Origin of the sequence: Pseudomonas sp. PDM01 (genome assembly GCF_014852325.1) — a bacterium.
GTDB lineage: Bacteria > Pseudomonadota > Gammaproteobacteria > Pseudomonadales > Pseudomonadaceae > Aquipseudomonas > Aquipseudomonas migulae.
In genome coordinates this window covers 75,648-101,993 of record NZ_JACVBK010000012.1, presented here as the reverse complement: position 1 = coordinate 101,993, position 26,346 = coordinate 75,648, and the positions used below count along the sequence as shown (strand labels likewise).

Annotated in this window: 22 protein-coding genes and 1 pseudogene; 10 read left to right on the top strand and 13 right to left on the bottom strand. The window is 61.2% G+C overall.

Annotated features, from left to right (window positions below):
- The first annotated feature begins 170 nt into the window (after positions 1 to 170).
- Both IB246_RS26210 and IB246_RS26205 read left to right on the top strand, forming a co-directional pair.
- Positions 171 to 1,058: a LysR substrate-binding domain-containing protein gene (locus tag IB246_RS26210; RefSeq protein ID WP_008043535.1), complete on the top strand. Its 888-nt coding sequence runs from the start codon at positions 171 to 173 to the stop codon at positions 1,056 to 1,058.
- Positions 1,059 to 1,464: 406 nt separating this feature from the next.
- The gene (locus tag IB246_RS26205; RefSeq protein ID WP_008043533.1) at positions 1,465 to 2,385 is read left to right on the top strand and encodes a LysR substrate-binding domain-containing protein; all 921 of its coding nucleotides are present in this window, start codon (positions 1,465 to 1,467) and stop codon (positions 2,383 to 2,385) included.
- Here the strand turns inward: IB246_RS26205 and IB246_RS26200 are convergent.
- The 3 genes from IB246_RS26200 to IB246_RS26190 form a co-directional block, all read right to left on the bottom strand.
- A complete protein-coding gene (locus IB246_RS26200; protein WP_008043531.1) occupies positions 2,306 to 2,899 on the bottom strand; it encodes a DinB family protein in 594 nt (197 codons plus the stop codon). The genes IB246_RS26205 and IB246_RS26200 overlap by 80 nt on opposite strands.
- Positions 2,900 to 2,970: 71 nt before the next feature.
- Positions 2,971 to 4,080, bottom strand: coding sequence for an NAD(P)/FAD-dependent oxidoreductase (locus IB246_RS26195; RefSeq protein ID WP_008043528.1), 1,110 nt, complete (start codon positions 4,078 to 4,080; stop codon positions 2,971 to 2,973).
- 24 nt (positions 4,081 to 4,104) lie between these two features.
- The gene (locus IB246_RS26190; RefSeq protein ID WP_008043517.1) at positions 4,105 to 4,893 is read right to left on the bottom strand and encodes an SDR family oxidoreductase; all 789 of its coding nucleotides are present in this window, start codon (positions 4,891 to 4,893) and stop codon (positions 4,105 to 4,107) included.
- A gap of 102 nt (positions 4,894 to 4,995) precedes the next feature.
- Here IB246_RS26190 and IB246_RS26185 point away from each other — a divergent pair.
- Positions 4,996 to 5,206, top strand: a pseudogene (locus IB246_RS26185) (helix-turn-helix domain-containing protein); the annotation flags it as partial.
- A 40-nt stretch (positions 5,207 to 5,246) separates the two neighbouring features.
- On the opposite strand, the gene IB246_RS26180 reads toward IB246_RS26185, so the two are convergent.
- Positions 5,247 to 8,084, bottom strand: a complete 2,838-nt coding sequence (locus IB246_RS26180) for a C2H2-type zinc finger protein (RefSeq protein ID WP_225609148.1) — start codon at positions 8,082 to 8,084, stop codon at positions 5,247 to 5,249.
- 45 nt (positions 8,085 to 8,129) lie between these two features.
- Here IB246_RS26180 and IB246_RS26175 point away from each other — a divergent pair, with 45 nt between their 5' ends.
- Positions 8,130 to 8,447 carry a DUF2388 domain-containing protein gene (locus tag IB246_RS26175; RefSeq protein WP_008043507.1) on the top strand — a complete coding sequence of 106 codons (318 nt, stop codon included), beginning with the start codon at positions 8,130 to 8,132 and terminating at the stop codon, positions 8,445 to 8,447.
- Positions 8,448 to 8,516: 69 nt separating this feature from the next.
- Here the strand turns inward: IB246_RS26175 and IB246_RS26170 are convergent, their stop codons facing one another.
- Both IB246_RS26170 and IB246_RS26165 read right to left on the bottom strand, forming a co-directional pair.
- Positions 8,517 to 9,446 (bottom strand): pyridoxal-phosphate dependent enzyme, encoded by a 930-nt coding sequence (locus IB246_RS26170; RefSeq protein WP_008034623.1) that lies wholly within the window; start codon positions 9,444 to 9,446, stop codon positions 8,517 to 8,519.
- Between the two features lie 102 nt (positions 9,447 to 9,548).
- Positions 9,549 to 10,340 carry an SDR family NAD(P)-dependent oxidoreductase gene (locus tag IB246_RS26165; protein WP_008043505.1) on the bottom strand — a complete coding sequence of 264 codons (792 nt, stop codon included), beginning with the start codon at positions 10,338 to 10,340 and terminating at the stop codon, positions 9,549 to 9,551.
- A 124-nt stretch (positions 10,341 to 10,464) separates the two neighbouring features.
- Between IB246_RS26165 and IB246_RS26160 the strand changes: the two genes are divergently transcribed.
- Together IB246_RS26160 and IB246_RS26155 are read left to right on the top strand one after the other, a co-directional pair.
- Positions 10,465 to 11,409, top strand: coding sequence for a GlxA family transcriptional regulator (locus IB246_RS26160; RefSeq protein ID WP_008043502.1), 945 nt, complete (start codon positions 10,465 to 10,467; stop codon positions 11,407 to 11,409).
- Between the two features lie 363 nt (positions 11,410 to 11,772).
- Positions 11,773 to 12,432 (top strand): methyltransferase family protein, encoded by a 660-nt coding sequence (locus IB246_RS26155; protein WP_008043500.1) that lies wholly within the window; start codon positions 11,773 to 11,775, stop codon positions 12,430 to 12,432.
- 107 nt (positions 12,433 to 12,539) lie between these two features.
- Here the strand turns inward: IB246_RS26155 and IB246_RS26150 are convergent, their stop codons facing one another.
- The 7 genes from IB246_RS26150 to IB246_RS26120 form a co-directional block, all read right to left on the bottom strand.
- Positions 12,540 to 13,208, bottom strand: coding sequence for an HAD-IA family hydrolase (locus tag IB246_RS26150; RefSeq protein ID WP_008043498.1), 669 nt, complete (start codon positions 13,206 to 13,208; stop codon positions 12,540 to 12,542).
- Between the two features lie 76 nt (positions 13,209 to 13,284).
- A complete protein-coding gene (locus IB246_RS26145; RefSeq protein WP_008043496.1) occupies positions 13,285 to 13,692 on the bottom strand; it encodes a response regulator in 408 nt (135 codons plus the stop codon).
- A 112-nt stretch (positions 13,693 to 13,804) separates the two neighbouring features.
- Positions 13,805 to 15,412, bottom strand: coding sequence for a GMC family oxidoreductase (locus tag IB246_RS26140; protein WP_008043494.1), 1,608 nt, complete (start codon positions 15,410 to 15,412; stop codon positions 13,805 to 13,807).
- 161 nt (positions 15,413 to 15,573) lie between these two features.
- Positions 15,574 to 16,791 (bottom strand): mandelate racemase/muconate lactonizing enzyme family protein, encoded by a 1,218-nt coding sequence (locus tag IB246_RS26135; protein WP_008043434.1) that lies wholly within the window; start codon positions 16,789 to 16,791, stop codon positions 15,574 to 15,576.
- 1 nt (position 16,792) lies between these two features.
- On the bottom strand, positions 16,793 to 18,112 hold the full coding sequence (locus IB246_RS26130; protein ID WP_008043429.1) for an MFS transporter: 1,320 nt from the start codon (positions 18,110 to 18,112) through the stop codon (positions 16,793 to 16,795).
- Positions 18,113 to 18,196: 84 nt separating this feature from the next.
- Positions 18,197 to 19,621: an aldehyde dehydrogenase gene (aldA, locus tag IB246_RS26125; RefSeq protein ID WP_032832802.1), complete on the bottom strand. Its 1,425-nt coding sequence runs from the start codon at positions 19,619 to 19,621 to the stop codon at positions 18,197 to 18,199.
- Positions 19,622 to 19,852: 231 nt separating this feature from the next.
- Positions 19,853 to 20,785 (bottom strand): LysR substrate-binding domain-containing protein, encoded by a 933-nt coding sequence (locus tag IB246_RS26120; protein WP_008043425.1) that lies wholly within the window; start codon positions 20,783 to 20,785, stop codon positions 19,853 to 19,855.
- A 369-nt stretch (positions 20,786 to 21,154) separates the two neighbouring features.
- Between IB246_RS26120 and IB246_RS26115 the strand changes: the two genes are divergently transcribed.
- The 4 genes from IB246_RS26115 to IB246_RS26100 all read left to right on the top strand — a co-directional run bounded on the left by IB246_RS26115 (position 21,155) and on the right by IB246_RS26100 (position 26,310).
- Positions 21,155 to 22,798: an ABC transporter substrate-binding protein gene (locus IB246_RS26115; protein ID WP_008043423.1), complete on the top strand. Its 1,644-nt coding sequence runs from the start codon at positions 21,155 to 21,157 to the stop codon at positions 22,796 to 22,798.
- 76 nt (positions 22,799 to 22,874) lie between these two features.
- Positions 22,875 to 23,828 (top strand): ABC transporter permease, encoded by a 954-nt coding sequence (locus tag IB246_RS26110; protein WP_008043421.1) that lies wholly within the window; start codon positions 22,875 to 22,877, stop codon positions 23,826 to 23,828.
- Positions 23,825 to 24,661, top strand: a complete 837-nt coding sequence (locus tag IB246_RS26105) for an ABC transporter permease (RefSeq protein WP_008043419.1) — start codon at positions 23,825 to 23,827, stop codon at positions 24,659 to 24,661. The genes IB246_RS26110 and IB246_RS26105 overlap by 4 nt, the downstream gene beginning before the upstream one ends.
- A gap of 2 nt (positions 24,662 to 24,663) precedes the next feature.
- Complete coding sequence (locus IB246_RS26100; RefSeq protein WP_008043416.1) at positions 24,664 to 26,310, top strand: dipeptide ABC transporter ATP-binding protein; 1,647 nt, start codon at positions 24,664 to 24,666, stop codon at positions 26,308 to 26,310.
- Positions 26,311 to 26,346: the final 36 nt, after the last annotated feature.

Sequence of the window (26,346 nt, the reverse complement as noted above, 5' to 3'; positions counted from 1 at the left end):
GTCAACGATAACGCGGGCGGTCTGAATGAACGCGTCGCCTAGACGCTTTTCGCCGGCAAGCCGGCTCCTACAAAGAGCGGTGTTTGCTTTACCGTTGAGCCAATCCTAGATTGCGATGATCGGACCGTCCAAGACATAATGCGCAGCACTTGAGTCCCTATAGGTCTGACATGATCGACATCCGCCAATTGCGCTACTTCGTCGCCGTCGCCGAAGAAGAACACGTCGGTCGCGCCGCCGAACGCCTGCACATTTCCCAATCGCCCCTGAGCCGGCAGATTGCCCAGCTTGAGGAACGCCTGGGCCTGACCCTGTTCGAGCGCAGCCAGCAACGCATCCGCCTGACCCGCGACGGCCAGACCTTTCTCGCCGAAACCCGCGCCCTGCTGACCCACGCCAATCGCCTGGAATCCCTCGGCAAACGCCTGGGTCGCGGTGAAGAAGGCGGCCTGTGCATCGGCTACATCGAGAACGCCATGCACGCCGGCGTCTTGCCCAATGCCCTGCGCGTGCTGCGGGTCGACCGGCCGAACGTGCACGTCGCGCTGTACAACCTCAGCTCCGCCGAACAACTCGAAGGCCTGCGTCAGCGTAGTCTCGATATCGCACTGGTCAGCGAACCGCCCGTCGCCGACGATCCGGACCTGCTGGGTTTTCAGGTGCTGGACGACCCGATGCTGCTGGCGCTGCCCGAGCATCATCCGCTGGCCTTGCAAGCGGAACTGACCCCGGCAGATCTGGCCGATCAGGAATGGATCGGCGTGCAACACCGCCAGAACTGCGCGAGCCGCGACGACTTCGTCAGCGCCTGCATCCGCGCCGGTTTCACCCCGGACATCCGCATGGAGGCGACAGAGCCGTTCACCGCGCTGGGGCTGGTGGCGTCAGGGTTGGGGATTGCGATGATTCAGAAAGGCTTGAGCCGCAATGCGCCGCCCGGTGTGGTGCTGCGGGAGGTGCCGTGGATTTCATTTACCACGCCGCTGTGGGCAGCGTGGCATCGGGTGAATTTGCGGCCGTTGGTGGAGACGTTCAGGAAGGTGCTGACTGAGCCATAAGCAAGGCGGGATGATCAGGATACCCGTCTGCCAAACGCGACCCATGTAGGAGCCAGGCTTGCCGGCGATGGCGATTTCACGAACGCCTTCGCCGGCAAGCCTGGCTCCTACAGAATCGCGGGATGTTCAGGTATGGGGGTTCACACCAAACCTGTAGGAGCCGCCTTGCTGCGGGCGGCGTTCCGACGATAGCGATTTCACAGACCCCTTCGCCGGCAAGCCTGGCTCCTACAGAATCGCGGGATGTTCAGGTATGGAGGTTCACACCAAACCTGTAGGAGCCGGCTTGCCGGCGATGGCGATTTCACGGACGCCATCGCCGGCAAGCCAGCTCCTATAGGGATCATCGCAGGCCAAGGTTTGGTGCTTTACTGGAAAGACCCCGCCCCCTGCGAGTAGCCCCGCCATGAACCGCAACGACCTGCGCCGCGTGGACATGAACCTGCTGGTGATTTTCGAAACCCTGATGTTCGAAAAAAACCTGACCCGGGCCGGGGAAAAGCTGTTCCTCGGCCAGCCTGCCGTCAGCGCTTCACTGGCCAAGTTGCGTGATCTGTTCGATGACCCGCTGCTGGTGCGCAACGGTCGTGTGCTGGAGCCGACCCAGCGCGCGCTGCAGATTCTCAAGGAGTTGCAGCCGGCGATGGACACCATTTCCGGCGCGGTCAGCCGGGCCAAGGATTTCGACCCGGCCACCAGTCGCGACGTGTTCCGCATCGGCCTGTCCGACGACGCCGAGTTCGGTCTGTTTCCGCCGCTGCTCAAGCAGATCCGCGAAGAGGCGCAGAACGTCGTGGTGGTGGTGCGGCGGGTGAATTTCCTGCTGATGTCGTCGATGCTCGCCAGCGGTGAGATTTCCGTCGGGATCAGCTACACCACCGAATTGCCGGCCAACGCCAAGCGCAAGAAACTGCGCGACCTGAGCGTGAAGATCCTGCGCGGCGACAGTCGGCCCGGTGTCCTGACGCTGGATGATTACTGCGAGCGCCCTCACGCGCTGGTGTCGTTTTCTGGGGATCTGACCGGGGCTATCGACAATGACCTGGCGCGCATCGGTCGTTCACGCCGCGTGGTGTTGGCGGTGCCGCAGTTTGCCGGGCTGCGCGCCTTGCTGGCCGGCACCGACATGCTCGCCACGGTGCCGGATTACGCCGCGTGCGCGCTGATCGAAGGCAGCAGCCAGTTGCGCGCCGACGACCCACCGTTTGACATCAACCTGTCCGAACTGTCGATGGTCTGGAACGGGGTCAACGATAACGATCCGGCAGAACGTTGGTTGCGCGCGCGAATTGCCCAACACATGTCGGCGCCACTGCCGGGGGGTTGAGCGAATTGAAATCCGGATCGGTTTCGCGCAGGAAGATCGGCAGGTCCGTCATCGGCGGCATGGCCGGAATGTCGAAGTACATCTGGATCACCCAGCCACGGTGATAACTGGCGTGGTTGACCACGTGCAGCAGCATCGCGCCGGCGCTCATGGTGCCGCTTTCGCCCGAGACGAACGTGAACTCCAGGGGTTTATCCAGCGAGGCGTCGGTCTGGCGTTCGCTCCAGTCGCAGTACCAGTGATCGATGTCTTTTTGTGCCATGCGCAGATCGGCGAGATCGGGATGCAGCAGATCGTGCGAAGTCTTGAAGCCGTGCCCCCGGCCTTCGAGGTGGGCCTGCCAGATGCAGTCCACTACGTAGATGTGGTTCAGCGTGCCAATCATGTTCTTGAACACCGAGACCCGTTCTTTGTTGACCTCGCCCGGTGGCAAATCGGCCAGGCTGTCAAAGAGACGTTGATCGGCCCAGCGTTTGTAATCGGCCAGCATGCGGGCTGTGCGTACGTTAATCATCAGAGGTCTCCCATTGTGATGGGCGCACTGCAAAGCATAGTCCTCGTGAGGCGTGGCAGCTCAAACGCTGATCATCGGTCGCCCAGTGCCTGCGTTACCCGCTCGGCCAGTGCCAGGCAACTGGTCAGCCCCGGCGATTCGATGCCGAACAGATTGACCAGCCCGGGCATGCCATGCTTGGCGGGGCCGCTGATGATGAAGTCGGCGGCGGGCTCTGTCGGGCCGGTGATTTTCGGGCGGATGCCGCTGTAGGCCGGTTGCAGGCTGTCATCGGGCAAGGCGGGCCAGTAACGCCGGATGGCCTCATAGAAACCATCGGCACGGCGCGGATCGACGCGGTAATCGACGTGATCAACCCACTCGACATCCGGTCCAAAACGCGCTTGACCACCCAGATCGAGGGTCATGTGCACCCCCAGCCCCGCGCTCTCCGGTGCCGGATAAACCAGGTGCCGGAACGGCGCGCGGCCGTTGAAACTGAAATAGCTGCCCTTGCACAAACGAGCCGTTGGCACGTGCTGCGACGACAGGCCCTCAATGCGGCTCGCCACCTGCGGGGCGGACAACCCGGCGCAATTGATCAACTCGCGGCAGCTCAGGGTCATCGGCTGGACGCCGCCCATCTGCAATTCGAAACCGTGTTCGCTGCATCGGGCCGACATCAATGGCGTATGAAACGCCATCGACGCCCCGGCGGCCTCGGCGTCCGCCTGAAGCGCCAGCATCAGGGCATGGGAATCGACAATCCCGGTAGAGGGCGACCAGAGCGCGGCGACGCAGGACAGCGCCGGTTCAAGGTCACGGGCCTGGTTGGCGTCCAGCCATTGCAAGTCATCGACACCATTGCGGGCGCCCTGCTCCAACAACTTCTGCAACGCCCCGCGCTGGTCATCATCAGTGGCGACGATGAGCTTGCCCAGTCGCTGATAACCGACGCCACGCTCATCACAAAAGGCGTAAAGGCGCTGTTTGCCCTCCACGCATAATTGCGCCTTGAGGCTGCCGCTCGGGTAATAGATGCCGGCGTGGATCACTTCCGAATTGCGCGAACTGATGCCCACACCAATGCCCTCGCCGGCTTCGACCAGAATCACTTCGCGCCCGCTGCGGGCCAACGCTCTGGCCACCGCCAGCCCGACCACGCCGGCCCCGACCACCACGCATTCGATATCGACGCTCACCTGCCCTGCGCTCCTTTTAAACGATCAAAACGTGCCGGGATAACTGCCGCCGTCCAGCAACAGATTTTGCCCTGTCAGGAAACCAGCGTGGGCGCTGCAGATGAATGCGCAATAGGCGCCGAACTCATCGGGCTGGCCAAAGCGCTGGGCCGGAACGTTTTTGCGCCGCTGTGCGCTGATGCTCTCGACGCTGGCACCATTGGCCTCGGCGGCGGCGCTCAGGGTTTTGTGCAGGCGCTCGGTCTCGAACGGGCCGGGCAACAGATTATTGATCGTGACGTTGTGCCCGGCCAGCCGCGACTGCCGCGCGAGCCCGGCGATAAAACCGGTCAAGCCGCTGCGGGCGCCGTTGGACAGGCCCAGCACATCGATCGGCGCCTTCACTGCACCGGAGGTGATATTGACGACGCGCCCAAAACCGCGCTCGGCCATGCCATCGACACAGGCCTTGATCAGCTCGATGGGCGTCAGCATGTTGGCATCCAGCGCCTTCAACCAGTCTTCGCGTTGCCAGTCGCGGAAGTCACCCGGCGGCGGGCCACCGGCGTTATTGATCAGGATGTCCACCTGCGGGCAGGCCGCCAATACTTGTTCGCGGACGGCCGGCTCACTGATGTCGCCGGCCACCGTACGCACTTCGATGCTCGGCGCCAGGCCACGTAATTCTGTGGCGGCAGCTTGCAACGTTTCGTCGCCACGGGCGTTGATCACCAGGTTCACGCCCTCCTTCGCCAAGGCTCGCGCACAGGCCAGCCCCAAGCCTTTGCTGGCTGCGCAGACAATCGCCCAGCGACCCGATATGCCCAATTCCATGACGATGCTCCCGACGGTTCGAAAACCTAACGTTACCACCGTGCGCCGTCGGGATACCCCAGGGAATCAGGTTTGTTCGGCAATTCAATTGTTCCGGATTATCACGAGTGGATCGCCCAGAATCTCAGCCACGAAAACCTTACGATTGAAGTGCTGAGGCTGGAAGCGGCCCGGCGGTTGCTGGAAGAGTCCGAGTGCAATATTGAGCAGATTGCCCAGGGGGGCGGGTTGGGGATGAGGAGCGGATGCGGTTTACGTTTCAGCGCAATTTGGGGGTTCGCCGAGGGAGTATCGGAGGCGGTTTTCGCGGTGATGAGGGAAGTCTGGAGCAAACTTCCTTCGTTCGGATATGGCTAGATCACAGCACTATGTATGCTCCGCTGATGGCGAAGCATACAGTTGCGATGTGAAAAACGTGTGCCGCAAGTCGGGCAAACGTAGGGCTTTTCTCCGGTATGGGTGCGCATGTGAATATCAAAAACACTTTTCCGGGCAAAACTTGCGACACAAGTCGAGCACTTATAAGGCTTTTCTTCGGTATGAGTGCGCATGTGCGCCTTCAAATGAGACGATTGCGCAAAACCTGCCTCACAAATTAGGCACTTATAAGGCTTTACTCCGGTATGTATGCGCATATGCGCCTTCAAACTACCCTTTTGCGCAAAGCATTTGTTGCATAACTCGCAGCTGTACGGTTTTTCACCGGTGTGGGTTCGCAGGTGATTATCTAAATTACTTTTACCCGCAAATCCTTTGGCGCAACGCGGACAGCTAAACCGCATCTTCTTGCCGTGCGCGTGCTCCCCCCTATCACCCAAAGCAGAGGTCGAGGGCTGGGATTCGGCCTGACTCAGGGCTGGCGCTGGTTGACTGGTACCGCGTATCGGCGACACCGGAGCCAAATCCGTCACAGGCGTAGATGCAGGTGGCATAGGCATGACGGGCTGTGGTGATGGGGGAGGTTCATGAATTTCGTCGGCTGGCAAATCATCCGGATCTGACGCCATATCCTCGCCAACCAGCGCAGCAAAGACTTCAAGGGTATCGGGGTAGTCTTCCAAGGCCTTAATAAACTCAAGCTGCGCGGTCTGACCAAACGATTGGTCATCGTCTTTTACTCGCCCATCTCTGTCGAAATAGCGCATCGGCGAATTCCCGACAAACCCATACCGATTCAACCCGTCCACCTCCCCCGCCGGGTCCGGGTTGAGCCAGCCGTGTTGCCAAGGCGCGTAGTACCGATAACCGTAGTAATACAACCCGGTGGCGTCACGCTCCTTGCCCGAGTAACCCTTGGTTTTATACGACGCCTTGGCGGCGTGATGTGCCACCCACCACGCCCGGCCACCAAACGGCAGATAGCCTTCGTCACTGATCACCGCGCCCTGCTCGTCCAGCTCCAGTTGGCTGGAGCCCAGGTGATCGCTGACGCTGTAACTCAAATAATCGTTGTCCACCCCGGTGGGCGGTGAGCCGACCCAATGCCGCAGCCGCACCGTGTTGCGTCCGGCTTCGATCTCCAGCACATGCCGCTCGGCTCCGTCGGCGGTGCGGTGAATTTCCACACCCGGCAGGTAGCGTACCTCGGCGATCAAGGTGCGGCGTGAGGTCAGTTCGCAGCGTACTTTGCGCAGGCGTTTGCCACCGCCGCCGTAGCGATAGAGTTCACGGTCGTCCGGACCATCTTCGCGGGTGACCGGGGACACCTGACTTAACTGGTTGCGCGCATCCCAGCGCAGCGTTTGCCCGCGCAGCAGGTGAAGCTGATTGCCGTTGCCGTCGAACTCTCGGGTGAAATCCGGCGGTGGATCGCCGTCGTGCTGGTTCACGCGACGGTTGCTACTCACATCCACGGCCCAACGCCGAGTGAACGGCTGCGCGCCAAGATGCCGCAATTCCAGCGGGTTACCGCCGGCGTCGTAGTCGTATTCTTCGCGATAGTTGACCAGCGCGTTCGGGTCGTTGGCGGCGCGGTAGACCTCTCGGCCGGTCGCGAAAATCAACCGGTACAGGCTGTCGTAGGTGCAGGTGCTGACAGGGTCGACTCGCTGGTTCTTGAAATGGGTGGTGGCTTTGGCCTGGTCATCGATCCGCACCGGATTGCCGACCGGGTCGTAGGTGTAATGCAGGTTTTGCAGCAGCGGTTGACTGGGCAGCCCGGTACTTAAGTGCAGCAGGCGCGCGTCTTCCGGGCTGAACTCGGCACGGGTGATCACGCCGTTGCCCGCCGTTTCCTGCTCGACCAGCCCACCAGCGTTGTAGCGGATCTCGCTGACCAGCGTCACCTCGGCCTCGCCCTGGCGCCGCAAGGAAACCGCGCGTAATTGCCCGGCGCAGGTTCGGCTGAACCGTCGGCAGTTAAGCTTGGCATCGGTTTGCGTCGCGACCTCGCCCAAGGCGTCATAGGTCCAGCGACTGTCGAAGCCGGGTGTGGGTTCGAGCAAGGCATTGCGGGCGTCGATTTCCAGCGGCCAATGCACTGGATCCAGTGATGACAGAAAATGACTGGTTTCCAGCAGCGGCAGGCCGCGCAGATCGAAGTCGGGCATGTGCCGGGTGGTGCTCGGGTCGTCGTGGCGGATCAACTGTCCGCATTGATTACGAGCGTTGCCGCCGGGGTCGCCGTATTGGAAGCGCTCGACCACCCGTGGTGTTTCGTCCTCAAGTTGCTCGGTCACCGAGATGGGACGCAAGCGTTGATCGTAGACGCGTTGCTCGGTGCTGCGACTGTCCCAGCGTTGCAGAATCTGACCCGCCGGGCCGTGCAGCAACAGGGTCCAGCCAGCATCGACACTGACGTTCAACAACTCAGTGCCGGACAACCCGCGAAGAGAGGTGCGGTTCGGCCCACGCCCCGCAGCCCCTAATCGCGGATCCACACGCGCCACTTCCCGTCCCAATGGATCAAACACCTGCCGGGTGATCTGCGGCTGCGCCGGTTGCCCCACCGCAGAACGGCAATAAGCCACCGCGCGCACCGCCAGACGTCGCGAGTCAAAGACCGCGAGATCGGGAGTGTGGGTGTCCACGCCAAGGTTATTCATAAAGGTTGAATACCATGCGACGCGAACGGCGACTACTGACAGAAATAACAGGTCAATCCATGCCGATGCCAACAGCCGAGCGGATCCAAACCTGCGCATTGAAGTGATTGTGTATGCGGCAAGGAACTCCTGACGGCCGCCGCGCATCCTAAATTATGTGGTACTTCCATTACGCTTTCAGAGGACACCGTCATGCGCCGTCTGATCATCATTTCTTCCCTTGTGTTGTGCGTACCCTTCGGCTCGGCTTTCGCGGATGTGGATGCGGGCGATGTGGCCACCTCGGCCGGGGTTTCCGCTTCGCTGTACTCGACGTTCAAGGACGACAAACTCATGATCCCCGCCCGGGATGATGCCTCCAGCTTCGTGGCCAGTGGCGGTGCGATTCGTGGGGTGTATCTGGAGTCGGTCATGCAGCAGATCCGCCAGGACAATCCCGGACTGAACGCCAGCGATGAAGACCTCGCCAGAGCGATTCTGATCCAGGACGGTGCCGCTGCCGGGCAATGAAGGCTGAAACATTCGCGGTGGGGCTTGTGACACCTGACCAGGCGTTTACGGCCCTGCTTCGCTTGCCGGCTACTTTGCGCTTTCAGCGGATGAACGCGCCCACCCGGCAACGAGTTGTGCGTTGATGCTGACGCCACCGCACACCACGATCACCACGTCATGGGCATCGGCAATTGCCGGGTGGTCCAGATAGCCGATTGCCAACGAAACACCGCACGCCGGTTCAACCAGCTGGCGCAAATCGTTGGCATACCGCACCACGCCCATGATCGCTTCGTCATCGCCGAGCACCACGCATTGGTGAGGAAAATCGAGGATGTGCTGCACCGGCCAGGCGGCCACTTGAGCCGCGCCGAGCGAGGTGGCAACGGTGTCGATGCGCGAAAGCCTGACCGGATGCCCGGCCTTGATCGCGGCCGAAAAAGACGCCGCACCCATGGTTTCGCAGGCGATGATGCGGCAATCCATACGGCCATGCCGAATCAATCCCGTAAGAATACCTGCCAGCAAACCACCGCCCCCCACCGACGTCACCAGCGTGTCGACTTGAGGGCAGTCCTCGAGAATCTCATCGATCATCGTGCTGTGCCCTTCCCACAATACCGGATGATCGAAGGCCGGCACGTATTCGGTGTCTGCCCCTTTTGAAAGCTCCTTCGCCCGCTGATTGGCGTCGTCCCAGACCTTGCCGTGAACGATCACTTCGGCACCGGTTTTACGAATCCTCGCGCGCGTGCTTTCCGGGGTGGTGTGTGGCACCACGATGCAGGCTTGCAACCCCAGGCTGGCCGCCGCGACAGCGGTGGCGAAACCGGCGTTGCCACCGGAAGGACAGACCACCTTGCGCTTGCCCTCGGCCTTTGCCTGGCTGCACAACAGCCCCATGCCGCGCAGCTTGAACGAGCCGCTGGGTTGCAGGTTTTCCAGCTTGAGCCAGATCCGCCGAGTGGGGGTCGACAAACCCGGGTGCAGGATCAGGGGTGTTCTGATGTGAAGCATGTTGGGTTCCTCGGGCGCACACCGACGGGTCGAGTTCTTCAACCAGCCGGTGTTGCACGGTCCTTATCCAAGCTTAGATCACCCTGGCCCGAGCTTGCTGTTTCAACGATAACGCGGTGCCGCCGTGGAGTTGCCGAACAAGCCCGACAGGGTTTTGCGCTGGGCCTCGTAACGATCCCACTGCTCGCCATCGTGCAGGCCCGGAATGGTCACCACTTCCCCGCTCGCAAGCCCCGCCAGTGCGGCGTCGACCATGTCCTCAGCGGACATCACGATCTCCTGCGGCAGGTTTTCCACCGGGTTGCCGGCCTCGCTCCAGAAGTCAGTCGCAGTGGCGCCGGGCAGCACGGCCTGAATACGGATGCCTTTATCCGCCAATTCGTGGTGCAGCGATTGGCTCAGGCCCAACACAAATGCCTTGGTCCCGCCGTACACGCCATTGAGAATTTCCGGCGCAATTGCGACGATCGAGGAGATGTTGATCACGGTTCCGGTGCCACGGGCGACGAAGCCTGGCACAACCGCGTAGGCCAGGCGCATCAGCGCGGTGACGTTGAGGGTGATCATGTCTTCCATGTCATCCACCGGGCTGCCCAGCAGCGGCATCACGGCGCCGACCCCGGCGTTGTTGACCAGCAATGTAATGCTGGCGTCGTTACGCAGAATGCCTTCAACCCGGCGCAGATCGGCCCGGTTTTTCAGGTCGGCGGCGACCACTTCCACGGCGCGCCCGGTTTCGTTGCTCAGGTGATTGGCCAGGGCGTTCAGTTTGGCCTGGCTGCGGGCGACCAGAATCAAGTCATACCCCTGACGGGCGAGACGGTCGGCGTAGACCGCGCCGATGCCGGAAGAAGCGCCTGTGATCAGGGCGGTGCCTTTGGACGAGAGAGCCATGTTCAGTTTCCTTCACAGTGAGGCGAAGTGTTCGCCGGGTGTGAACAGTTATAAATTGACTGACGCTTGTCTCAAATGACGTTTAAAGTACGCTTTCAGGACATTTCTCTTTGAGGGGCCGGCAATGACTTCCGTAGCGTTTGTGGTGTTTGAAGGCTTCCAGTCCATGGCGCTGGCGGCGATGCCAGTGTTCGAATACGCCAACTTCAGCGCTGGCGAGACGCTTTATACGGTGAGTGTGGTGTCCGAAGACGGCCGCACCCTGCGCGCCTCCGGTGGTTTGAGCGTTGGCACCGAGGCGTTTGGTGAACGGGTGTTCGACACGGTGATCGTGGTCGGCGGCGATGCCATTCTCGAGCAGGCGCCCGAGGGGGTATTGAATTACCTGCGCGGCAGCATCAAGACCGCACGACGCACGGCGTCGATCTGTTCCGGCGCCTTTGTGTTGGCCCAGGCGGGTTTGCTGGAAGGACGGCGGGCGACCACGCACTGGGCGTACGCACGGGAACTGCAGGTGCGGTTTCCGTCGATCAAAGTGGAAGAGGATCGCATCTACGTGGTCGACGGTTCGATCTGGACGTCCGCCGGGATGACCGCCGGTATCGACCTGGCGCTGGCCATGGTTGAAAAGGATCACGGTGCCGAACTCGCCCGCGCCGTGGCGCAGAAACTGGTGATGTACCACCGGCGCGCGGGCGGCCAGTCCCAGCACTCGGCGCTGCTGGAACTGGAGCCGAAATCCGACCGCATCCAGACCGTGCTCGGTTATGCCCGCGAACACCTCGCCGAAGCGTTGTCGGTGGAACACCTGGCGGACGTGGCGAGCCTCAGCCCGCGCCAGTTCAGCCGGGCGTTTCGCGCCGAAACCGGGCAGTCGCCAGCCAAAGCCATCGAAAACCTGCGCCTGGAAGCGGCTCGGCAGATGCTGGAACGCGGTCGGTTGACCCTCGATCAGATCGCCACCGAAACCGGTTTTAGCGACCGCCGGCGCATGCGTGAAGCCTTCCTCAGAGCCTTCGGCCAACCGCCGCAAGTAATTCGCCGCAACGCCCGAGTCGAGGTTCTGTAGGAGCCAGCTTGCTGGTGATTGGCCCTTGAGGCAGGTGGTGATTTTGAAAATGCCATCGCCAGCAAGCCGGCTCCTACAGGGTCCGGGACAACTCTCGCGATCCTCGGTCACACACTATTTGTAGGAGCCGGCTTGCTGGCGATTGGCCTTTGAGGCAGGCGATGATTTTGAGAACGCCATCGCCGGCAAGCCGGCTCCTACAGGGTCCGGGGCAACTCTCACGATCCTCGGTCACACACAAATTTTGTAGGAGCCGGCTTGCTGGCGATTGGCCCTTGAGGCCGGCGGTGATTTTGAGAACGCCATCGCCAGCAAGCCGGCTCCTACAATGAATGGTGTATTCGTTGAATATGCGGGGTGACTATGAAAATCTCGGCCAGACTGGCGTTTTTCGCCATTGTCAGCACCCTCGCCTACCTCGGGCTCGCCGTATGGGGGCTCGGCGGGTGGGCCGCTTTTTTTTCTCACGGGGCGCTGGTGGTGGTTGTGTTGGCGACGCTGCTGATGACGGTCGCAGCGCTGTTCACCGAGGTCAACCTCAGCTCCGGCGAACGTGAAGACCGGGCCAATCGCTGGGTGCTGCCGGCCTTCGGGGTGATCGGGATAGCGAGCGGTTTTCTACCCGCCTACACCGACCGGATCGACTTCTGGACCTTCGGCGGCGAAGGCGTGCGTTGGCTCGGGGCGTTGGTGTTCATCATCGGCGGTGCGTTGCGCATGTGGCCGGTGTTTGTGTTGGGCAAGCGCTTCAGCGGACTGGTGGCGATTCAGCCGGGGCATCGCCTTGTGACAGAGGGGATTTATCGCCGTTTGCGTAACCCCAGCTATTTGGGGATGTTGGTGATTGCGGTGGGTTGGGCGCTGGCGTTTCGTTCGGGCGTTGGCCTGTTGCTGGCAGCGCTGACGGTGATCCCGCTGATTGCCCGCATCCACGCGGAAGAGGCGCTGCTGCGGGCGCAGTTTGGCAGTGAATATGAGGCGTATTGCAGCCGTAGCTGGCGGTTGATTCCCGGCCTCTATTAACGACATCGTTCCTGTAGGAGCCAGCTTGCTGGCGATGGTGTGTCAGTCGACATCGATGTGGCTGATAGACCATCGCCAGCAAGCCGGCTCCTACAGGGGAGGTGCTGTTACAAATGAAGCAGGCGGAGATGGCCGTCGGGGTCAACCTGGACGGTGACCGAAGCATAATCGACCATCGTCGCATGCGGCGTTTCGATCGGATGATCGTGAGTCGAGGTAATGATCAACAGGTCTGCCCCTGCAGCTTGCGCGGCGAGAATGCCGACGGTGGCATCTTCGAAGATCAGGCAATCGGTCACTTCGACACCTAACCGCCTGGCCGCCAACCGATAACCCGCCGGATCGGGTTTGCCGGCGCTGACGTCTTCCGCCGTGACCATCACCGCAGGTTCGAGAATCCCCGCCGCCGCCATCCTTCGCAGCGCCAGTGCCTTGGGCGCGGATGTCACGATGGCCCACTGGCTGGCCGGCAGCGACGTCAGGAAATCCGCCGCCCTGCGCACCTCGACAATTCCCTCGACATCATCGATTTCCGCTTGGGTAATCCACGCTGCTTCAGCCTCGGCATCGACACCCGGCAATGCCTGACGGTTGATGGTGTCGATGGCCCGGACGCCGTGAATGGTCGGCAGAAAAGACTCCACATCCACGCCATGGCGCAAGGCCCAGACGGTCCAGATGCGCTCGGCGGCGGCGATGGAATTGAGGACGGTGCCGTCCATATCGAACAGGAAAGCGCGATAAGGCTTGTTGAAAACCGATGGTTGAGCTGACAAGGATGAGCGTCCTTTTGCAAGAGCCGGGCGAGTTTTGCCGAGCAATGTAGCATTGGCTTGTCCGCCGCGTGTTGTTTCAGCCAACCGTCTTCGACTTCAACGCACCTTCCACGCAATCGAGCAATTGCCCAAGCGCCCAGGGTTTCTTGATAAACGACACCTCATGCCGCACGCCGGAAGTCTGCGGCGTTTCGAAGCCGGACATGATCATAATCGGCTTGCCCGGCCAGCGGTCGCCGAACTGATTGGCCAGATCGGCACCGTTGAGTTTGCCGGGCATGGTGATGTCCGTCAGCAGCAACACCACCTTGTCTGCGTGCTGCTCCAGGTAACCCGCCGCAGCATCCGCGCTGATCTGCGGTTCGACGGTGAAACCTTCCTCCTGAAGAATTTCGCAGAGAAACTCCAGGATCAGCGGGTCATCTTCAACCACAAGAATCAACCCGCCAGGAAGGTTCCCGCCCGCCGTCGATACTGGACACATGACTTTGCCACTCCCTGATTGCCGAATGAATTCGCGGGCTCAAATCCGCTGCCTACAGGTATGAGCAGCGGACTCGGCGGAAATTCATTTTTGATACAGGGAGTCGACGAAATCAGGCGTCCTGCAGAATCAGATCGGCGCCCTTCTCCGCCACCATCAACACGGCGGCATGGGTATTGCCCGACGTCACGTTAGGGAAAATCGACGCATCGACAATGCGCAATCCCTCAAGACCATGCACTTTCAACCGCTTGTCCACCACCGACCGCTGGTCGTCTGCGCCCATCGCGCAGGAACCGCACAGGTGATAAATCGAACCGCTGTTTTCGCGGAAGTACTGCAGCATCTGTTCGTCGGTTTCGACGACCGGCCCCGGCAGCACTTCTTCCACGGTGATGTTTTTGAGTGCCGGCGCCTGCATGATCTTGCGCATCAGGCGGCTGCCCTGAATGACCTCGTCAATGTCCTTTTGCGTGCTCAGGTAATTCGGGTCGATCAACGCCGCGTCACGGGGATTTTTCGAAGCGATTTCAATGTGCCCGCGACTGGTCGGCCGGCACGGATTGAAGCACAGCAGGAAACCCGAATACGGTTCAGGCTTGAGGCTGGCCTTGTTGTTTTTCGGGATCTGGTACGACAGCGGGTTGAAGTACAACTGCAGGTTCGGGTTGGCCTGCCGCTCATTGCCCCGGAAGAATCCGCCGGCCTGATTGACGCTCATGGCCAGTGCGCCCTTGCGGGTGAACAGGTACTTGAGGCCCAGTTTGAACTGACCGAACAGCGAGCTCAGTTGATCGTTGAGCGTCTCGATGTTGGCCTTGTAGTAGTAACTGGCGCACAAGTGGTCTTGCAGGTTCTGCCCCACCGCCGGCAGGTGTTTGACCAACGGGATATTGTGCCTGGCCAGCAGCGCCTGATCGGCGACACCGGACAGCTGCAGGATCTTCGGCGTGTCCACGGCACCGGCGCACAGGATCACTTCCTTGTTGGCAGTGAAAGTGCGCACAACGCCGTGCTGGGTCACGGAAATGCCGGTCGCCCGGCCGTTATCGAACACCACACGATCCACCAGGGCGAAATGCTCGACCGTCAGGTTCGGCCGGGTCAATGCCGGGTGCAAATGCGCGAAGCTGCTGGAACAACGCTGGCCGTTGCGAGTGTTGACGTCGTAGATGCCCGAGCCTTCGAACTTCGGCCCGTTGAAGTCGTCGCTGTGTGGGTAACCGAGTTCGTCGCAGCCCTTGAGGAAGACATCGCAGATCGGATGGGTCTGGCCCTTCATCGGCGTGATGCTGATCGGGCCGCTGCCGCCGTGGTATTCGCTGTCGCCTAGCGGATGGTTTTCCAGTTTGCGGAAGTACGGCAGCACGTCCTTGAAGCCCCAGCCTTCGTTACCGTTGGCCGCCCAATCGTCAAAGTCATGGGCCTGGCCGCGAACGTAGATCATCGCGTTGATCGAACCCGAACCGCCCTGGACCTTGCCGCGCGGGGCATAGATTTCGCGGTTGTTCAGCTGCTTTTGCGGCTGGCTGTAGTACATCCAGTTGAAGGTCGGGTTGTAATACATTTTCGCGAAGCCGACCGGGATCTTGAACCACAGGGAACTGTCCTTGCCGCCCGCTTCCAGCAGCAGCACCGAGTATTTCCCCGAGGCCGAGAGCCGATTGGCGAGGATGCAGCCCGCGGCGCCAGCGCCAGCGATGATGTAGTCATAAGTCATGCACGGTTACCGCGTAAGTCGTTGTACAAAAAAACCGCGCGCCCCCCTTGTAGGAGCGAAGCTTGCTCGCGAAGGCGTCGAGTCAGTCAACATTGATATTGGCTGGCCCGCCGCTTTCGCGAGCAAGCTTCGCTCCTACAGGAGAACTGCGGCCTCTCCTGTCAGCCCCTGGCTGGCGATGTGTCTTTGACGTCCGCCGGGGTCGGCGCCATTTGCAGGTGCAGACGCTCACCGGTGTACGGCGAATGTTTACGCACCACGTCCATGTTCAGCTCGACACCCAGGCCCGGCTCGGTGGATGGAATGATGTAGCCGTCCTCCCATTGCAGCGGTTTGGTCAGGACTTCGGCATGGAAACCGCCCCAGGTCATGATGCTTTCCTGGATCAGGAAGTTCGGTGTACAGGTGGCCAGCTGGAAACTCGCCGCCGCGCCAATCGGCCCGTTGTAGAGGTGCGGCGCGATCTGCGCGTAGTAGGCCTCGGCCATGCTGGCGATCTTTTTCGCCTCCAGCAGACCGCCGCAACGGGCGACGTTCATCTGCAGAATCGATGCACCGCCAGCCTGCAGCAACTTGAAAAACTCGTACTTGGTGGTCAACCGTTCACCGGTGGCAATCGGGATGCTGGTCTTGGCCGCAACTTGCGCCATGGCGTCTTCCTGGCCCGGCGGTACTGGCTCTTCGAACCACAGCGGGTCGTATTTCTCCAGGCGTTTAGCCAGGCGAATCGCCGAGGACGGCACCATCTGCCCGTGAGTGCCAAACAGCAAATCGCACTTGTCGCCCACCGCTTCGCGGATCTTGCGGCAGAAGGTTTCGCAGCGTTCCAGCACTTCCAGGGAAATCTGGTGCCCGGAGTACGCGGTGTACGGCCCGGCCGGGTCGAATTTCACGGCGGTGAAGCCTTTGTTCATGTTCTCGATGGCGCATTCGGCCGCCAGGTCCGGGTCGTCGTAGTCGTACTCGCCCTTGCTGTTGACCGGGTACAAATAGGTGTACGAGCGCAGGCGTTCGTGGACCTTGCCGCCGAGCAATTCGTAGACCGGCTTGTTCGCCGCTTTGCCGATGATGTCCCAGCAGGCCATCTCCAGGCCGCTGACCACACCCATCATGGTCAGGTCCGGACGCTGGGTGAAACCGCTCGAATAGGCCTGACGGAAGAAGCGTTCGATGTGGTGTGGATCGTGGTTGAGCAGGTAGCGTTCGAACACGTCTTCGATGATCGGCAGCATGGCTTTCGGGCCGAAGGTTGCGGCGTAGATCTCGCCCACGCCTTCGATGCCGCAATCGGTCTTGAGCTTGACGAACAGCCAGTACATGCCACCGATGTGCGGTGGCGGTACGGCAACAATGTGGGTTTCAAGGGCGACGATTTTCATCTCAGGCACCTGTCTTGTTCAAAGATTGACGATTGATTCGGGCACGCAGGGTCAGGGCCGCCAGGGTCCCGAGCAGGCCGACGAACGCGATGTAGCCGAAATACAGCTTGTAACCAAAGGCACCGGGGAAATGTTCGGTGAGGTAGCCGTTGATCAAGGGAATGAAGGCGTCGGGCAAGTAACCGACTACCGAGACAATGCCAATCGCCAGGCCGGTGATGCGCAGCGGAATGTTGCAGGTGTCGAGGATCGCCCAGTACAAACCGCGAATGGCGTAGGTCATCAGGCCGATGAAGATCACCGTGCCGATCAGCAGGCCCATGCTGTTGAGCGCCGGGAACACGATCAGGCCGACCATCGCCAACGTCGCGAAGAACAACGCCACGATCAGCACCGAAATGTTCGAGAACTTGTCACCCAGCCAGCCACCGCCGATGCCACCAATCGGGCGCATCCACAGCTTGATGGTGGTGATGGTGCCGGCCATGACCGCCGTCATGCCGCCGCCCTGCAGGTAATCGGAGAAGCTGTAGGTGGCCCAGAAGATGTGATAACCGCAGAACACGATGGCCGTCACCAGCCACAACTCGGGGATTTTCACCAGCGTGGCCAGGTCGCTGAGCAGGTTGTACTTGCCCTTCTCCACCGCCGCCGTGTCTTCCATCGACTTCGGGTCCTTGATCAACACCAGCACACAGCCGATGGCGATACAGGTGAAGGCGTAGAGGTAGACCACGTGTTTGAAACCTTCAGCGGCGGACTCGCCACGGGTTTCGGTGGCGAAGGCAAACAGCCCCAGCGCAACGGTCGCCAGCAACGCTTCGACCAGGCCGCGACCACCATCGAGGATGCCAAAGAACCGGCCTTGCTCAGTGTGATGGGCAATCATCTTCACGCGCTTGAGCACCGAGGCCCAGAACGTCAGGCCGGTGGTCAGCCCCCAGCAACCGAAGATGATCATCAAGCCGGTCAACGATGGCGCGGTGGAATACCACAGGCCCAGGGCACCGGTGGCGACCAGCGAGAAGAAGATCAGGAAACGCGGGGCAATGCGGTCGGCCAGCCAGCCGCTGGGCAAGTAACTCAGGAGGAAAATCGTGCCGAGCATCGAGTACAGATAACCCAGTTCGCTGTGGTTGATCTGGAACACTTCGAGCATGGTGGTCTGGTAGACCTGGCGCAGATAGAGGATCGGGTAGATCGCCCCGGCGGCCAGCACCAACAGCATCAGCTGGATGTAACGACTTCCCTTGTCACTGTGGCTTTTTGAACCCGCGTTCGAACCCTGAACAGCGGCAACAGTGGTTGCAGGCTTGGACATCTGTGAGACCTCGGGCAGCCCGGTGGTCCGGGCGCCCCAAATAATTGTTTTTATGGGTGTCGCGTGAGGCGTGTTGCGGGTGGATCAATACTTCATGACCACCAGACGGGTCTGGGTAAATTCGAGCATGCCGTGCTTGCCGTCATCGCCGCCCAGGCCCGAGCGTTTCCAGCCGGCGTGGAAGCCCTGATACGGGTCCGCCGGGGTGCGATTGACGTACAGCTCGCCCGCCTCGATGGCGTTGGCGACTTTCATCGTGGTGCGGTAGTTCTCGGTGTACAGCACCGACGACAGCCCGAACTGGTGATCGTTGGCCATGGCCAGCGCTTCGTCGATGTCGCGGTACTTGAGCACCGGCAGCACCGGGCCAAAGATTTCTTCCTGGATGATTTCCATGTCCTGACGGCAACCACTGAGCAGGGTCGGCGGGTAGAAATGGCCTTTGCCTTGCGGGATAAAACCGCCTGTTTCCAGTACAGCACCGTCGGCGACAGCGCGCTCGACCATGGCGTGGATGTTTTGCTGCGAACTGGCGTTGACCAGTGGCCCCATAAAGGCGGGATCCAGGGCGCGATCGCCGAACTCCACGGCGCTGATTTTTTCTTTCAGCAGGCCAAGGAATTTCTCGTAGACGCTTTCCTGCACATAGACCCGCTCGACCGCGGTGCACAACTGGCCGCAGTGCGTGGTCTTCGACGCGATGATGTCGCTGGCCGCTTTTTCCAGATCGGCGTCGGCCTCGATGATCGCCGGGGTCTTGCCGCCCAGCTCCAGCGACGGTTTGGCGATGTTGGCCTTGCAGTAGTCGAGCACGATACGCCCGGCGTTGACGCTGCCGGTCAGGGTGATCAACCCCACGGCCTTGTGCGTGCAAACGGCAGCAGCGGTGGCGTGATCCATGGTCAGGATGTTGATCACCCCCGCCGGCATTGCGGATTGCTGCACAGCCTTGGCGATTTCGAACGCCGAGATCGGCGTGTTGTTGCTCGGGCGCACCACCACGGTGTTGCCGGCAATCAGCGCCGGGGCGATTTTGCGCAGCAAGGTATAGACCGGGTAGTTGAACGGGATCAGGCACGCGACCACGCCAATCGGCTCACGGTGCAGGAACAGGTTTTCGTTCGGGGTGTCGCTGGGAATGATCTCGCCTTCGATGCGGCGCGCCCATTCGGCGTGATAACGGGTGATCTGCGCTGCGTAGCGAGCTTCGTTGCTGGCGTCGGCGACACTTTTGCCGGATTCGGCGGCCAGCGCTTTACCAATGTTCTCGGCGCAGGCATCAAGTGCATCGGCAAACGAACGCAGGTGTTCGGCGCGTTCGATGCTGGTGAGCTTGCCCCAGACTTTCTGGGCCGTGGCGGCGGCGTCGACCGCGTGGGTCGCTTCATCGGCGGTGGCCGCTGAAACATGACCTAAAAGCACTTCAGTCGCGGGGTTGTACACCGCGATCAGCGCTTCGCTGGCAGGTTCAATGAAGTGACCGTTTACAAAATTTCGCTCGAGTCGCATGTGCATCGCCCATCGTTGTTTTTATCCAGTGCTTGCAGTCTTGGCATCCGGAGCGGGTTGAACAAACGATTTATTGAGCGGTGCAACATTCGAAAAATGCAGGTTACCCGTAAGAGCACTGCCATTCCTTGTAGGAGCCGGCTTGCTGGCGATCCATACGACGCGGTGCGTCAGACGGACCGAGGCGCCTGGATCGCCAGCAAGCCGGCTCCTACAGGGGGTGATGGTGTTTCAGGTGGCGGCGGTCGAGGGCTCGAGTTTCCTTTGCGCCAGCCAGATTTCTTCCTGCAACCACTCGCTGAACAGCTGCAATTGCGGCATCTGCGTCTGTTCCGGCCGGGTCACCAGCCAGTAGGATTGATGCCCTTCCACGTGCACGTTCAGCACTTGGGTCAACTGCCCACTGGCCAGTTCCGAAGCGACCATGTGCCAGTCGGCGATGGTGATGCCCAAACCGTCGACGGCCGCGCGGATGGCCAGGTCCAGCAGGTCAAACTCGTAGCCGCCCTGGGTATCGACGCCGGTGATGCGCGCGGCGTCCAGCCAGTGTTTCCAGGTCAGGTAACGCTGGTCTTCCCGGGCCAGCACGTGCAGCAAGGTCAGGCGATTTAGGTCGATGCCCTGCTCGCTCCACTCCCGCGCATACAAGGTCGGCGCGCACACCGCGATATGCCGCTCCTGAATCAGCAGCGAGCTGTCCAGCCCATCCCACTCACCGTCGCCGAAACGAATCGCGCAATCCAGCGTACTGGTTTCCGCGAGGCTGTCCTGCAAGCGTGTGGTAATGCTCAATTCCAGTTCCGGATGCTTCTCCCGCAGCCGCCCCAGACGCGGCATCAGCCAGCGGTTGGTGAAGGTCGGCGGCGCGTTGATGTGCAGGCGATTGGAATGGGTTTTCTGCTGGATGCTGCGCACCGTCAGCTCGATCTTGTCGAAGGATTGATGTAGCGCCCGTAACAGCACTCGCCCGGCGCTGGTCAGGTCGAGGTGATGATGGCGCCGCTCCAGCAGGTTTTCGCCCAATTGCTCTTCGAGTTGGCGCACCTGCCGGCTGACGGCGCTCTGGGTGACATTGAGCAACTCGGCGGCCCGGGTGAAGCTGCCGGTGCTGCCGGCCACTTCGAAGGCTTTGAGGGCATTCAGACCAGGCATTTTGCGTTTCATGAAAGGCACTCGTGGAAGGCTGACGAGGTATTAAGCATCCCACGCCTTGTAGGAAATTTCCCCAGTAACATGCATTTTTGTGTTGTGTAGGACAATCCAGCAGCTCCGCGAACCGCTTTTCTGTAGGAGTGAGCCTGCTCGCGATAGCGGACTATCTGACACATAAATGTCGACTGGCACACCGCAATCGCGAGCAGGCTCACTCCTACAGGGGTTGAGTCCAGCCTGTCTATTTCAAGCTCTGACATAGCCCTACGCCAGTAACATGCATTTATCGAACGTTTGCGCGTTGAATTTATCGTTTGTCGATCTTTGCGCCGATGACAAAACTGCGGCCATCTCAAATAAAAACAACATGAGAGCTGCCCCATGCCCCATCTCGACGAGCTAACAACTCTGGACGGCGCCCTGCCGCATCCAGCAGTCAACGACCTGTGCACCCAAGTCAAAAGTGGCGAGATCAACCGCCGGCAATTCTTGCGCACCGCCACCCTCCTCGGCATCACCGTCGCCAGCGCCAGCACCTTCCTCGGTTCCGCCCTGCTCGGTAATTCCGCCCACGCCGCCGAGGCCATCCCGCCACGCCAGGGCGGTACGTTGCGTTTTGCCTGCGCCATCCAGGAAATTCAGGACCCGATGCTGATCACCTGGATCGAAGCCTCGAACCTGCTGCGCAACTCCCTGGAATTCTTGACCTGGGTGGACGCCGACAACATCACCCACCCCTACCTGGCCGAGAGCTGGAGCCCGTCCGAAGACCTCAAGACCTGGACCTTCAACCTGCGCCAGGGCGTCAAGTGGAGCAACGGCGACGAGTTCACCAGCGACGATGTCGAACACAACATCCATCGCTGGATCGCCGCCGACTCCAAGTCGGTCAACCGCACTGCGTTCCAGGATATCGCTGCTTTCGAAAAAGTCAGCCCGTACCAGTTCCGTCTGGTGCTCAAGCGGCCGATTCTGGCCATCCCGGAAATGCTCAGCGCCTTCACTTGCACACTGGTTCACCGCAGCTTCAAAAACGGTGATGACTGGGCGAAAAACCCGATTGGCACCGGGCCGTTCAAGCTGGTGTCGTTTGCGGTGAACAAGCAAGCCACTTTCGCCAAACGCGCGGATTACTGGCGCAAACCGGCCAATCTCGACGAATTGCGCTACGTCGACATGGGCACCGACATTTCCACCCATCTCGCGGCACTGCAAGCCGGGCAAGTGGACGTGCTGTACCGCGTGACCGTGGCCGAACTGGACCTGGCCAAGCGCTTGCCGGGCGCGCAGTTGCTCAGTTGCAAGTCCGCGCAGACCGTGGTCATGCGCATGGCCTGCGACCAGAAGCCGTTCACCGATGTGCGTATCCGCAAAGCCGTGGTGCTCTGCGCCGACAATGCGCAGATGCTGAAAATCGCCTATCGCGGCATGGGCACGCTGGGCGAAGACCACCACGTCGCGCCTTCCCATCCGGAATATGCGCCGCTGCCCAAGCGTGAGCGGGATATCGCCGGGGCGAAAAAACTGCTGGCCGACGCCGGTTACCCGAATGGCATCGACATCGACCTGATTGTCGGCAACACCCAGGGCCGCTACGAACAGGACTGCGCGCAGATCCTGCAGCAGAACTGCCTGGAGGCCGGCATCCGCATCAACCTGAAAGTCATTCCGGCCACCCAATACTGGCCGATCTGGGACAAGGCGGCGTTCAGCCTGACCTATTGGGCGCATCGCCCGCTGGGCGTGATGTCGCTGGAACTGGCCTACCGCAGCGGTGCGGCCTGGAACGAAAGCCACTACAGCGACCCGGCCTTCGACGCCGCACTGGACAAGGCCATGGGCATCATCGATCCGAAACAACGGGCCCTGGCGATGCAGGATGTCGAGCGCATCCTGCAGGACGCCGCGGTGATGGTGCAGCCGTTCTGGGGTGACAAGTTCACCGCCACCAGCAAGAAGGTCCAGGGTTTCCAGGTTCACCCTTCGGACTTCTACCCAATGGATGAAGTCTGGCTGAGCGCCTGACGCGCAGCCCCAAACGTGCCCGCCCACCGACCGGTGCGGCGGGCCGGCATCCCTTGATTAGCCGGAGCCTGCAAGCATGGCTGAATTTCTGTTACGCAAATTGATGGCGCTGGTCGCGACCCTGTTGTCGGTGTCGCTGATCGTGTTTGTCGCCCTTGAACTGAACATCGAAGACGTCGCCATCAACGTCCTCGGCCCCTACTCCGCCGCCGACCAGCGCGCCGCGTGGCTGGTGGAACATGGCTACAACCAACCGTTCCTGTGGCGTTACCTGGTGTGGCTGAAAGATTTCGTCAGTGGCGACTGGGGCACCTCGGTGCACTTTCGCGAACCAGTGATCAACCTGCTGCTGCCCAACCTCGGGCAAACATTGATCCTCGCCGGGCTGGCCCTGTTGGTGATGGTGCCGGTGGCCCTGACCCTGGGCATTCTGGCCGGCATTCGCCAGGGTTCGGCGATAGACCGCCTGGTGTCGTTCCTGTCGATCGTCACCACCTCGATTCCGGACTTCGCCAGTGCCGTGTTCGTCTCGGCAATCTTTGTGTTCTGGCTCAACTGGCTGCCAGGCGTGAGCAGCATGAGTGATGGCTTCAACGCCGCCGAGCTGGCCTTGCCGCTGATGGTGCTGTGCCTGTTCGGCATCGGCTACCTGGCCCGCATCACCCGCGCATCGATGGTTGAAGTCATGCAGGCGCCGTACATCCGCACCGCTCGCCTCAAAGGCGCATCGACCTCGCGCATTGTGCTGCGCCATGCCTTGCGCAACGTCCTCATCGCCCCGATCACGGTGATCATGCTGTACATCCCGTGGTTGCTGTCGAACGTGATCGTGGTCGAAGTGTTCTTCGCCTACAAAGGCTTCGGCTCGTTGCTGTACACCGCTTCGCTGAACCACGACGTTTACCTGATCGAAGCCTGCGCGATGATCAGCGGCGCAGTAGTCGGCGCGACGAAAATCTTTTCCGACCTGGCCTACACCTGGCTCAACCCGCGCATCACCTTGCGCAGTCTTGGCGGAGGTGGCCAATGAGCTTCCTGCAATCGTTCAAACATCCCTTGGCCTTGCTCGGTTTGCTGCTGGTGGGCGGCTGGGTGCTGACCGCCACGTTTGCACCCTGGCTGGCGCCCCATGATCCGCTGGAAAGTTTCAGCCCGTTGCTCACGCCGATGAGCGCCGACGGCAATGGCCAGAGCTTTCTGCTGGGCACCGACATGATTGGCCGGGACATTCTTTCGCGGCTGGTCTGGGGCACGCGCACCGTGTTGTTCTGGTCGATCCTGGCGACGCTGACCGCGTTTGCCGTGGGCATTGCCATGGGCCTGTGCGCCGGTTACTTCAACGGCAAGGTCGATGCCTTTCTGTCGTACGTCGCCGACACCGTGTTGTCGTTCCCGGTGCTGGTGCTGTACATCGTGATCATCATCGCCCTCGGCGCTTCGGCGCTGAACATTCTGATTGCGGTGACCTTCACCAGCGCCCCGGCGATCTTCCGCATCATGCGCGCCCTGACCATCGACATCCGCTCCCGGGATTACGTGCTCAGCGCGATCACCCAGGGTGAAGGTTCGTTGCGCATCATGCTGGTGGAAATCCTGCCCAACTGCGGCGGCCCGCTGATCGTCGATTTCTGTCTGCGTATCGGCTACACCGCGATCATGATCGGCGCCCTCGGTTTCCTCGGCCTCGGCCTGCCACCACCGACCCCGGACTGGGGCGGCATGATCAACGAAGGCCGCAGCATGGCCATCGCGTTTCCGCACCTGGTGATCTTCCCGTGCATTGCCATCTCCACCCTGATGCTGGGCCTGAGCCTGTTGGCGGACGGTCTGGACGAACACGCCCAGAAAGGCGCAAGGAGCTGAGCATGAATCAACAACAAGTCTTGAAGGTGGAGAATCTCTCCATTGAATTGCCGGCCGGCGCCGACCGCAGCCACGCCGTGCAAGGCATCAGCCTGGATGTGCGCAAGGGCGAAATCCTTTGTGTGATCGGCGAGTCCGGCTCCGGTAAATCGGTGCTTTCTGCGGCGATCATGGGCGACTACGCCAAAGGCCTGCGCCACAGCGAAGGCGTGATCGATTTTCTCGGCGATGACATCTGCCGCATGGAAGAAAACGCCCTGCGTCAGTTGCGCGGTAATCGCATCGCGATGATCTTCCAGGAGCCCATGGCCGCGTTGAATCCGGCGATCCGTATCGGCCAGCAAGTCGAGGAGATCTTCGACATCCACGCCCCGCAGATGCCCGCCGCCGAGCGCCGCGAACGTATGCTCGCGCTGCTCGACTCCACCCACTTGCCGGACCCGCCACGGATCGCCAACAGCTTTCCCCATCAACTCTCCGGCGGTCAATGCCAGCGGGTGGTGATTGCCATGGCCCTGGCCATGAACCCCGACCTGTTGATCGCCGACGAACCGACCACAGCCCTCGACGTCACCACCCAGGCGCAAGTCCTGAAACTGGTGCGTGAACTGCGCGGGCGGGGCCAGCACGGCATCCTGTTCATCACCCACGATTTCGGCGTGGTCGCGGAAATCGCCGACCGCATCGCAGTGATGGAAGGTGGCCGCCTGGTGGAAATCGGTGAGCGCGATCAGGTGCTCAACGCTCCGGCGCATCCTTACACCCGCAAACTGATCGCCGCCGTGCCGGCCCTTCACCCGGAACTGCACGTGCCCAGCGCCGACGGTGAACTGGCGCTGCGCATCGAGCACCTGAACAAAACCTACAACGTCGGCGGCCGCTCGGTGGCGGCGCTCAGGGATGTCTCCCTGCAACTGCCACGGGGCAAGACCCTGGCCATCGTCGGCGAGTCCGGTTCGGGCAAGAGCACGTTGGTCAAAGCGGCGATTCGCCTGGTGGACAGCGACAGCGGCCACGTGTGGGTCGGCGACACGGATTTCCTCGCCTTGCGCGGCTCGGCACTGGCGGCCAACCGCCGGCGCATCCAGATGATTTTCCAGGACCCTTACGGCTCACTCAATCCGCGCCATCGGGTCGGCGACATCATTGCCCGCGCCGCGCAACTGCGCGGGTTGTCGGCCAAGGATGCGTGGACCGAGGCTGGCGACTTGCTGGAGCAGGTCGGGCTCAAACGTGATGCGCTCAAGCGCAAGCCCCGACAGTTTTCCGGAGGTCAGCGTCAACGCATCGGCATTGCCAGGGCACTGGCGATGCGCCCGGAAGTGTTGATCGCCGATGAAAGCGTCTCGGCGCTCGATGTCTCGGTACAGAAACAGGTGCTGGAGTTGCTCGCCGAGCTGCAACAGCGACTGAACCTGAGCATTTTGTTCATCACCCACGACCTGCGCGTGGCGGCGCAGATCAGTGACTACATCGCGGTGATGCGCCAGGGCGAAGTGGTGGAATACGGCACGGCGGAACAGGTGTTGCTGCGCCCGCAAAACACCTACACCCAGACCTTGCTGGCGGCGGCCCCCGGCGCTTCGACGATACCGGTGGTGCCTGTCGCGGAGCCCGCGTTGAGGCTGATCCGGCCTCAAGCCAACTAAGCCCATAACCCTTTCCCCAGGTCGCAGCGTTCGCTG